Here is a 969-nt window from a genome sequence, read left to right on the forward strand (position 1 = left end):
CTAGGGCGTGTCTGACAATTCGCGGAGCCAGAGGATGAGGCTGGCCAGCAGTAGTCCGGAGCGGTAGCGGCTGGCCAGCTTGTCGAAACGGGTGGCGATCGCGCGGAACTGCTTGAGCCGGTTGAAGCAGCGTTCGATGAGATTGCGGCGCTGGTAGAGGACGGGGTCGAAGGTGGGTGGCCGGCCGCCTTTGCTGCCTTTGCGTTTGCGGTGGGCCTGCTGGTCGGCCGGTTGCGGGATGCACGCCTTGATGCCGCGGGCGCGGAGGTAGGAGCGGATGCGGCGGGCGGAGTAGGCCTTATCGGCCAGCAGCACCTCGGGGGTGGTGCGGGGCCGTCCCCCGCCTGGGCGAGGGACGCGGACGGCTTGCATGAGCTGCTCGAACACGGTGGAGTCGTGCACGTTCCCGGCGGTGACCAGCATGGCCATCGGCAGGCCACGGCCCTCCACGATCACATGGGCCTTGGTGGTCAGCCCGCCACGTGAGCGTCCGATCGCCTGACCGGCGCCCTGACCGGATTGCCCGTCTGATGGATCACTCTGCCTGATCGTCCCCGGTCGGGTCCCCCTTTTGCGCGCCCGCCGCGTGCTGATGGGTCCGGGCCACGGTGGAGTCGATCGAGAACCTCCACTCGATGTTGCCGACCGCGTCGTCCTTGACCTGGACCGCCTCCAGCAACCGGGCCCAGGTGCCGTCCCCGTCCCAGCGTTTCCACCGCTCATAGCAGGTCTGCCAGGGCCCGTACCGTTCCGGGACATCCCGCCACGGCGCGCCCGTCCGCAACCGCCACAAGATCCCGTTCAGCACCTGCCGGTGATCTCGCCACTGACGTCCCCGCCCATCGGTCACCGGCAACAACGGTTCAATCGCCGCCCAGGCGGCTTCGGTCAACTCACCACGACGGACCACACACACCATCAAACAAAACACCGCCGCTGTGCGGCGGTGTTTTGTCAGACACGGCCTAG

Annotated in this window: 1 protein-coding gene; it reads right to left on the reverse strand. The window is 67.8% G+C overall.

Annotated elements, in window-relative coordinates:
- Positions 1–919, reverse strand: a protein-coding gene (locus ACH35V_RS42260) for an IS5 family transposase (RefSeq protein ID WP_395980537.1) whose coding sequence is annotated in 2 segments (ribosomal slippage) — positions 1–546 and positions 548–919 — 918 coding nt in all. Because the reading frame shifts where the segments join, the coding sequence is not laid out codon by codon here.
- Positions 920–969: the final 50 nt, after the last annotated feature.

Origin of the sequence: Actinomadura sp. 1N219, from assembly GCF_044326405.1 — a bacterium.
Lineage (GTDB): Bacteria > Actinomycetota > Actinomycetes > Streptosporangiales > Streptosporangiaceae > Spirillospora.